Here is an 8,748-nt window from a genome sequence, read left to right as displayed (position 1 = left end):
GAGTCACCCATCAGCGATTCGAAGGAGGGACGACCGCAGTGACCGGTCACGTGGCGCAGCCCGCGCCGACGCAGGGGCAACCCCGGACGAAGGTGAAACCCCACCCGTTCATGGTGTGGGGCGAGCGGGTCGAACCCGACGCGGAGCCCCGCGTCCTGGAGTTTCCCAACGGGGCCAAGGCGGCCGTACCGCGGCTGACCCCGGCGCTCGTCGACCGGCTGCTGGACCCGCCGACCGACCTCGCCGACACCCCGCTCCAGGAGATCATCGCCTACCTCAACCGCATCGGACACCTGTGGAACAACGAGGAGTACGCCCGCCGCAGGCTCTACGTCCGTGAACTCAAGCGGATGCACGGCTACTCCCAGCAGATGGCCGACGCCGAGGCCGACCTGATCTCCGCGACCCTGCGCGCCCACGGGCATCTGCACGACATGGTGGCCGTGGAGCTCGGCCACCGGCAGATCATGGACCGCTGGATCCCCCGCGAGGACGCCGAGGTCCGGGCCTACCCGCGCGGCCGCAGCGTGCACATCCTGCCGGGCAACGTGCCGTACTCCACCACGGTCTCGCTGGTCCGCGCCCTGCTGACCAAGAACACCTCGGTGCTCAAGTACGCCGCCGGCGAGCCCGCCACCGCGGTCGTGCTCGCGCAGTCCTTCACCGACATCGACCCCGGCCACCCGGTGACCCGCTCGGTCAGCGCCGTGTTCTGGGAACGCGACAGCGACCTCGGCAGGCGGATCCTCGGCGACGCCGACGTGATCTGCGCCTGGGGCGGCGCGGAGGCCGTCGAGGCGGCCTACCGCACCTGCTCGCCCGAGGCGGTCGTGGTGCCCTACGGCCCCCGGCGCAGCTTCACCGTCGTCGGCAAGGACGCCGACATGGCGCGGGCCACCCGGGGCGTCGCCCACGACGCCTCGATGTACGAGCAGCGGGCCTGCTTCTCCACCCACCAGGTGTTCACCGACGCCGACCCCGAGGAGTTCGCCGCCCGCCTCCAGGAGGAGCTGGTCCGCTACGAGGGCATGCTCCCGCGTACCTCGGTCACCGCCGACGAGGCCGCGCAGGCGTCGATGGAGGCCGCCGCCCAGCAGTTCCTCGGCTCGCGCGTACGGTCGGGCTCCTGGGGATCGGTCATCGTCACCGACCCGTCGAACGTCACCGAACTGCCGCCCGCCCGCACGCTGTTCGTGCACCCGGTCGAGGACCTGTCCGAGGTGGCGCGGTGGGTCGACCCGACGGTGCAGACCATCGGACTCGCGCCCTGGTCCCTGCACGAGGAGCTGCGCCACGAGCTGGCGCGGCGCGGCGCCTGCCGGTTCGTCGAGGCCGGCCTCTCGCCGCTGTTCCGCCTCGGCGGCTCGCACGACGGGCTTCAGCCGCTCCAGCTGATGACCCGCATGGTCTCGGTCGAGGCTCCACGGCTCGACCACGGCAAGGGCATGGTCGTCCCGATCGACCAGTCGGAGTTCCTCGAGCACCGTCGCCTGCGCGACCTGCTGATGTGACCCGCCGCGCCCTGCCGGTCCTTCCACCCACACCCACTGAGGAGAATCCCATGGACATGGGCATCATGATCACCACCGCCCACCCCGACCACTGGACCGAGACCGAGGTCTTCGACAACTCCATCGACTTCGCCGTCGAGGCGGACAGGCTCGGCTACCAGTCCGCGTGGCTGCTGGAGCACCACTTCACCCGCTACGGCCTGTGCCCCAACACGCTGACCATGGCCGGCTACGTGCTCGGCAAGACCCGCCAGATCAAGGTCGGCACCGCGGTCGTCATCCTCCCGCTGGACCACCCGATCCGGATCGCCGAGCAGACCAACATGCTCGACCAGCTCAGCCACGGCCGCTTCATCCTCGGCGTCGGCCGCGGCTACTTCCCGAAGGACTTCGAGGCCTTCGGCGTCGACCCGGCCAAGTCGCACACCCTCCAGACCGAGTACGTCGACATCATCCGCAAGATCTGGGAGACCGGCAGCGCCAAGTGGGAGGGCGAGGAGATCACCCTCCCCGACGTCACCCCGTTCCCCACCCAGTACACCAGGCCGAACCCGCCGATGTACGGCGTGGGCCAGTCGCCGACCACGATCGAGTGGGCCGCCTCCCGCGGACTGCCGCTGATCATGCCGGTCATCGGCACCTACGAGGCGATGCGCTCCATCATCGAGCTGTACAACGAGACCGCCGAGAGCCACGGCATCGACCCCACCACCGTCGAGCACGCCATGTGCACCGTCGCGCACGTCGCCGAGACCACCCAGAAGGCGCAGGACGAGATCTGGAAGCACATGTGCTGGTGGGAGCAGGAGCACGACGACGCCGCCTTCACCATGGAGCAGCTCCAGAAGCTCCCCAACTACCGCTTCCAGTACGGCGAGTGGCAGGCCGCCGCGCTGCGCGGCGACCGCACCAACGCCGACTTCACCAACTACATGCTGGACAACAGCATCGTCGGCAGCGTCGAGGAGTGCGTGGACCGCATCGGCCGCACCATGGAGGCCACCGGCGTGAAGAACTTCCAGCTCGGAGTCGAGGCCACCCTCAACCGCGACCGGATCCTCGAGAACATGAACATGTTCGCCGAGGAAGTCCTGCCGCGCGTCGGCTGGAAGCCGAACCTCGCCGAGGACGCCCAGTGACGGACCCGAGCGAAGCCCGGCCGGCCCCGTCCCTCGTGCCTCCTACGTCCCTCGTGCGCACCGGCACCGAGTTCGCCGAACTCGACCGGCTCGTCTTCGAGGAGGAGAACTGGTGGGCCCTGCCCGTCGCCGAACAGGCCGCGCTGCGGCACCGGTTCGTCGCCGCGGCCGTCGAGCACCATCTGGAGCACAACGCCGACTACCGCAGGTTCGCCGAGGCGCGCGGGTTCACCCTCGCCGACCTCGACGAGCCCGCGGGCCTCGCGCGGGTGCCGCAGTTCCCGACCCGGCTGTTCAAGCGGGCCGAGATCCGCAGCGTGCCCGCCCAGGAATGCGACGTGTTCAAGTCCAGCGGCACCAGCGGCACCCGGAGCATGGTCTGGCGCGACGAGCCCTCGCTGGAGCGCCTGGCCGGTTCGCTGCACCCCGAGGGCGACATCTGGCGGACGCTCTACGGCGACATCGACCTCGACGACGACGGCATGATGATCCACCTGGGTCCCAACCGCTGTGAGGCCGACGGGGTCTGGATCAGCTACATCATGACGCTGGTCGAGATGTTCGCCTCCACCACCTCCTACGTCCGTGACGGCGTCCTCCATCTCAAGGACGCGGTCAGGGACTTGGAGAACGCGCTGGCCGAGGGCCGGTTCGTGTGCGTGGCGGGTCCGCCGGTGTTCGTGGCGGAACTGCTGCGGCACATGGCGGAGAACAGCGTCAAGGTGGCCGCCGGCGAGCGCATGGCCGTGATCACCGGCGGCGGCTGGAAGAAGAGCGAGTCCACCAGGCTCGACCCGGACGAGCTGCGCGCCCTCGCCATGGACACCTTCGGCCTGGCCGACGCCTCGCAGGTGCGCGACGTGTTCAACCAGGTCGAGCTGAACACGGCGTTCATCGAGTGCGAGCACCACCGCAAGCATGTGCCGCCGTGGGTCGAGGTGATCGTCCGCGACCCACGCGACCTCGCCCCGCTGCCCGCCGGGGAGACCGGCCTGATGTCGTATCTCGACCCGACCGCGCGCAGCTACCCCTGCTTCCTGCTGGCGGAGGACTTCGGTTCCGCCGTCACCGGCGGCTGCCCGTGCGGCCGCGGCGGCACCACCGTCGAGATCCACCGCCGGATGAAGGCCTCCAGCCACCACGGCTGCGCGCTGCGCCTGGCCGAGACCGTCCGTACCGACTGAACACACCACCGCAGGTACCGCAACAGACGAACCGAAGGGGGAGTCATGTCGACAGAGTGCTTCGACGTGAGGACGAAGAACGGCAGGACCGTCGCGGTGTGGCGGGACAGCCCGCCCGACGGGGACACCGGCGGACCCGTCGTCGTCATGGCGCCGGGATTCGGCCAGCGCATGCGCAGCTCCGGCGTGCTCACGCTGATGCTGACCTACAACGGCGCCACCGTGTACCGCTTCGACGCGCTCGACCACGTCGGGCTCAGCGACGGCGAGATCGTCGACTACTCCGTCACCCAGCTGATGGAGGCGCTGACGGCCGTCGTCGACACCGTCCGCGAACGCGAGGGCGTCGACGCCGTGTCGATGGTCGCCACCAGCCTGTCGGCGCTGCCCGTGCTCCAGTTCGCCGCCGAGCGCGGCTGCGCCGACAACATCGCCCTCATGCTGGGCGTGGTCAACGGCCGGCAGACCCTGGTGAAGGTGCTCGACACCGACTACCTGGACTGGGAGCTGGACGACCTGCCCGAGCGGGTGCAGATCGACAAGCACTCCGTCGACCCGCGCCCGATCGTCGCCGAGACCCGGTCCGTCAACTGGTGGGAGCTGTCCGCCACCGTCGACGCGCTGTCCGCGCTGGACGTCCCGGTGCGCAACTTCGTCGCCGCCGACGACGACTGGGTCGACATCGCCGACGTACGCCTCGCCTTCGAGAAGTCCGGCCGCGACCAGGACGACGTCGTCGAGGTCGCGGTGTCCGGACACGCCCTGCTGCGCAACCCGGTCGCCCTCAAGAAGCTCCTGACGGACGTCACCCGGTGCGTCATCCCCGGCGAGGGCGAGCCGCTGATGCCGAGCTTCGAGGAGATCGTCGCACTGCGCGGCTCGGAGCGGGAGCTGGAGCGCGAGCACCTGGCCCGCCGCACCGGCGCCCCGGACAAGGCCGCGGAGCAGGCGCGATGACCCCGGACCCGGCGACCGGCAAGCGGCCCGACCCGCAGGGCGGTCCGACGGCGGACACCACCCTCATGGACGCCACCTACAGCGGTGTCTACGGCGAGATCTACCGCACGCACTGGTGGTGGCGCGCCCGCGAGCACCAGGTGCTGCACTACGTCGCCAAGCACGCCCGATGGGGCACGCGCCGGGCCAAGGCACTCGACGTGGGCTGCGGCGACGGGTTCATCTGGCGGCACCTGGAACCCTTCGCCGACGTCGAGGGGATCGAGCCGGACCGGGTCCTCGTGTCACCGCACTCGCCGCGGCGCGACCGCATCGAGGTCGCCGACTTCGTCCAGGGCCGGCCGCGCGACGCCGACCACGACCTGGTGCTCCTCCTCGACGTGCTCGAACACATCGAGGACCAGGGCGCGGCGCTGCGCCGGGTGGCCGCCCTGCTCGGCCCCGACGGACGGGCGGTCGTCACGGTCCCCGCGCTGACGGCCCTGTGGAGCGAGTTCGACGAACTCAGCGGCCACTTCCGGCGCTACACCCGCGCCTCCCTGCGTGCCGCGCTGGAGGGCGCCGGGCTGCGGGTGCTGGAGGTCCGCTACTACTACGCCTGGACCGTGCTGCCGCTGTTCCTGCGCCGGCTGCTGTTCAAGGCCGATGCCTCCGAGCACAGCCACTTCGTCAAGGCCCCGGCGCGGCCGGTGAACCAGCTGATGTACGGGCTCAGCCGCCTCGACCACTGGCTCACCCGCCGGCTGCCCGCGCCCGCGGGCAGCTCGCTGATCGCCGTGGTCGCCGCAAAGCCCTGACGGCTCCCGACAGTTCATGACAGTTAAGGAAGAGTGACATGGTGCAACATCGTGCGCGGGTCTCCCGCCGCGTCCGGAGGCTGACGGCCGCGGTCTGCGCCACGGCGGTCGCGGCCGTGGTGCTGCCGGGTATCGCCAGGGCCCAGGAGCCGGGCCCCGCCGGCACGGAGCCGATCGCCTGGGCCGACTGCGGCGAGGGTTCCGTCCCCGGCGCCCAGTGCGCGGCGGTGCAGGTGCCCCTCGACTGGGCGAGGCCCCGCGGTGAGAAGATCACGCTGGCCCTGTCCCGGCTGCCCGCCCGGGACCCGGCGAACCGGATCGGGCCGCTGCTGTTCAACCCCGGCGGTCCCGGCGGCTCCGGCGCGGCCGCCGTCGCCTACAGCGATCTGCTGTCCGCGGCCCCCGAGTTCGCCGAACTGCGCGACCGGTTCGACCTGATCGGCTTCGACCCGCGCGGAGTCGGCCGGAGCACCCCGGTCACCTGCCCGAAGCCGCTGCACGACCCCACCGTCGGCGCCTTCCCGGGAACCCCCGCCGAACACGCCGCGCTCAAGCGGTTCAACAAGGCGGCCGGCAGCGCCTGCCGAGCCGCCACCGGCGCACTGATGGACCACGTCGACACCGGCAGCGTCGTCCGCGACGTCGAGGCCCTGCGCAAGGCCGTCGGCGCGGAGAAGATCTCCTACCTGGGACTGTCCTACGGCACCGAGATCGGCTCGCTCTACGCCCAGCGTTATCCCCACCGGGTGCGGGCCATGGTCCTCGACGGCGTAGTCGACCACAGCCTTTCGACCCGCCGCGCCGCCGCCGACGAGGCCCGCGCCACCGAGAGGGCGCTGCACCGCTTCGCCGACTGGTGCGCCGACGACGACAGTTGCGTGCTGAAGGGCGCGGACGCGCTCGCCGTGTACGACGGTGTCCTCGCCGCCGCAGAGGCGACCGGCATCAACGCCTCGGAGCCGGGCCGCAGGGTGAACGCCGAGGAACTCACCAACGGCGCCTACACGTACCTCACCCAGCCCGCCACCTGGCCGTACCTGGCCGGCGCGCTCGCCGCCGCCGCGGGCCTGGGCGGGGCGGACGCCGACGCCTCCGCGCTGGTGGCGCCCGCCTCCTTCCTCCAGCCCGAGTACGACGCCTACCGGACCGTGGGCTGCCACGACTTCGTCTCCCGCACCCCCGGGTTCCCCGACATGAGCGCGCAGGCGGCCCGGCTGAAGCGGATCGCCCCGCACACCTGGCGCTACTCGGAGTTCTGGGACTGGACCAGCGGCTGCGCGGGCTGGCCGGTGGCCCCCGCCAACCCGCCCGCCCCCCTCGCCGTGCACGGCGCCCCGCCGGTCCTGCTCGTCAACACCCGCTACGACGCGGCGACTCCGCATGTGTGGGCCGAGCGGCTCGCGGCGCGGATCGAGGGCAGCAGCCTGCTCACCGTCGAGGGCGACGGTCACACCGGCATCCTCAACTCCGGCTGCGCACGCGGCCACGAGGCCAGGTACCTGCTCAGCGGCAGCGTGCCCGCGACGGGCACCACCTGCGCGCCCTCGCGCTCGGCCGCCGTCACCGGGGCACTCGCGGGAGGTGGACCGCGGTGACCGGGACCCCCGGCGCACCCACCGCCCAGGACACCGGGGCCCCGCACGGCAGGGCGACCTACGAGGAGTGGCTCGGCCTCGTGGTGATCGTGCTGTGCTGCGTCCTCGTGGCGATGGACATCAGCGTGCTCTTCTACGCGGTGCCCTTCGTCGCGGCCGACCTCACCCCCAGCACCTCCGAGCTGCTGTGGGTGATGGACATCTACGGGTTCCTCCTGGCGGGCCTGCTGATCACCATGGGTGCGCTGGGGGACCGGATCGGCCGGCGGCGGCTGCTGATGCTCGGCGCCGCGGGCTTCGGCGCCGCCTCGGTCCTCGCGGCCTACTCCGACAGCCCCGGCATGCTGATCGCGAGCCGGGCGCTGCTCGGGGTCGCCGGGGCGACGCTCGCCCCGTCGACGCTGTCCCTGATCCGCAACATGTTCCACGACGAGGGTCAGCGCCGCGCGGCGATCGGCGTGTGGACGGCGGGCTTCGCCGCCGGCGCCATGCTCGGCCCCATCACGGCCGGTGTGCTGCTGGAGCACTTCTGGTGGGGCTCGGTGTTCCTCGTCAACGTCCCCGTCATGCTGCTGGTGCTGGCGCTCGGCCCCGTACTGCTGCCGGAGTACCGCAGCCCCAGCCCCGAGCGCTTCGACCTGTTCGGCGCGGCGCTGTCCCTCGCCGCCGTGCTGCCGGTCGTCTACGGGGCCAAGCGGTTCGCGGAGGGACACGCCGACGCGCGGGCCGTCGGCGCCGTCCTCGCGGGCATCGCCGTCGGCGTGCTGTTCGTCCAGCGGCAGCGGCGTTCGGCGGACCCGCTCATCGACACCCGGCTGTTCCGCGACCGGGCGTTCAGCACCGCCATCGTCACCACCACGGTCGTGCAGTTCGCCATGCTCGGCATGATGATGCTCAGCTCGCAGTACGCCCTGTCGGTGCTGGGGCTGCGGCCGTTCGTCGCCTCGCTGTGGCAACTGCCCGCGATCCTGACCCTGTTCGCCGGGCTGGCGACGGCCGGGGTGATCGCGCGGCGGGTCCGGCCCGTGTTCGTGGTGTGCGCCGGTCTCGTCGTCGCGTCCGCCGGCTTCGCGGTGATGAGCCTGGTGGACTCCGACGACGGCCTCGCCGTCGTGGTGACCGGTGCCGCCGTGATGACCTTCGGCGTGGGCATGGTCGTCCTGCTCGCCACGGACGTGGTGGTGGCGACGGCCCCGCCGGAGCGGGCCGGATCGGCGTCGGCGCTGTCGGAGACGAGCAACGAGTTCGGCGGCGCGGTCGGCATCGCGATGCTGGGCAGCATCGCGCTCACCGTCTACCGGCAGGAGGTGGACGCGTCGATCCCGCCCGGACTGCCGACGGCCGCCGGGGACGCGGCCCGCAGCACCCTCCAGGCCGCCCTGGAGGTGGCACGCAGCCTGCCGGGCCCCGCCGGGAAGGCACTCGAACAGGGCGGCATCGACGCCTTCACCGACGGACTGCGCGTCGCGGCGCTCACCGGCTCCGCGATCCTGCTGGCCGTCGCGGTGGTCGCGGCGATCGCCCTGAGACCCGTGCGCATCGCGCCCCAGGGCGGAAAGGAGTGA

The 8,748-nt window shown here is 71.8% G+C and carries 7 protein-coding genes; all 7 read left to right on the top strand.

From position 1 onward, the window contains the following. The first annotated feature begins 38 nt into the window (after positions 1-38). From ACFYR0_RS03650 to ACFYR0_RS03620, 7 genes are read left to right on the top strand one after another with little or no spacing between them, the layout of a single operon-like run. Positions 39-1,511, top strand: coding sequence for an aldehyde dehydrogenase family protein (locus ACFYR0_RS03650; RefSeq protein WP_389321473.1), 1,473 nt, complete (start codon positions 39-41; stop codon positions 1,509-1,511). A 50-nt stretch (positions 1,512-1,561) separates the two neighbouring features. Next, the gene (locus tag ACFYR0_RS03645) at positions 1,562-2,650 is read left to right on the top strand and encodes an LLM class flavin-dependent oxidoreductase (protein WP_389321471.1); all 1,089 of its coding nucleotides are present in this window, start codon (positions 1,562-1,564) and stop codon (positions 2,648-2,650) included. Beyond that, positions 2,647-3,834 (top strand): hypothetical protein, encoded by a 1,188-nt coding sequence (locus ACFYR0_RS03640; protein ID WP_389321469.1) that lies wholly within the window; start codon positions 2,647-2,649, stop codon positions 3,832-3,834. The genes ACFYR0_RS03645 and ACFYR0_RS03640 overlap by 4 nt, the downstream gene beginning before the upstream one ends. Before the next feature lie 45 nt (positions 3,835-3,879). Then, positions 3,880-4,791, top strand: coding sequence for a hypothetical protein (locus ACFYR0_RS03635; RefSeq protein ID WP_389321467.1), 912 nt, complete (start codon positions 3,880-3,882; stop codon positions 4,789-4,791). Beyond that, positions 4,788-5,588 carry a class I SAM-dependent methyltransferase gene (locus ACFYR0_RS03630; protein ID WP_389321465.1) on the top strand — a complete coding sequence of 267 codons (801 nt, stop codon included), beginning with the start codon at positions 4,788-4,790 and terminating at the stop codon, positions 5,586-5,588. The genes ACFYR0_RS03635 and ACFYR0_RS03630 overlap by 4 nt, the downstream gene beginning before the upstream one ends. 38 nt (positions 5,589-5,626) lie before the next feature. After that, entirely contained in the window at positions 5,627-7,183 is a 1,557-nt protein-coding gene (locus ACFYR0_RS03625) for an alpha/beta hydrolase (protein WP_389321463.1), read from the top strand. After that, positions 7,180-8,748: an MFS transporter gene (locus ACFYR0_RS03620; RefSeq protein ID WP_389321461.1), complete on the top strand. Its 1,569-nt coding sequence runs from the start codon at positions 7,180-7,182 to the stop codon at positions 8,746-8,748. The genes ACFYR0_RS03625 and ACFYR0_RS03620 overlap by 4 nt, the downstream gene beginning before the upstream one ends.

Source organism: Streptomyces sp. NPDC005017 (assembly GCF_042873115.1).
Taxonomy (GTDB): domain Bacteria; phylum Actinomycetota; class Actinomycetes; order Streptomycetales; family Streptomycetaceae; genus Streptomyces.
Note: the sequence above shows the minus strand (reverse complement) of the source record. Positions and strands in the feature narration are given on the sequence as shown.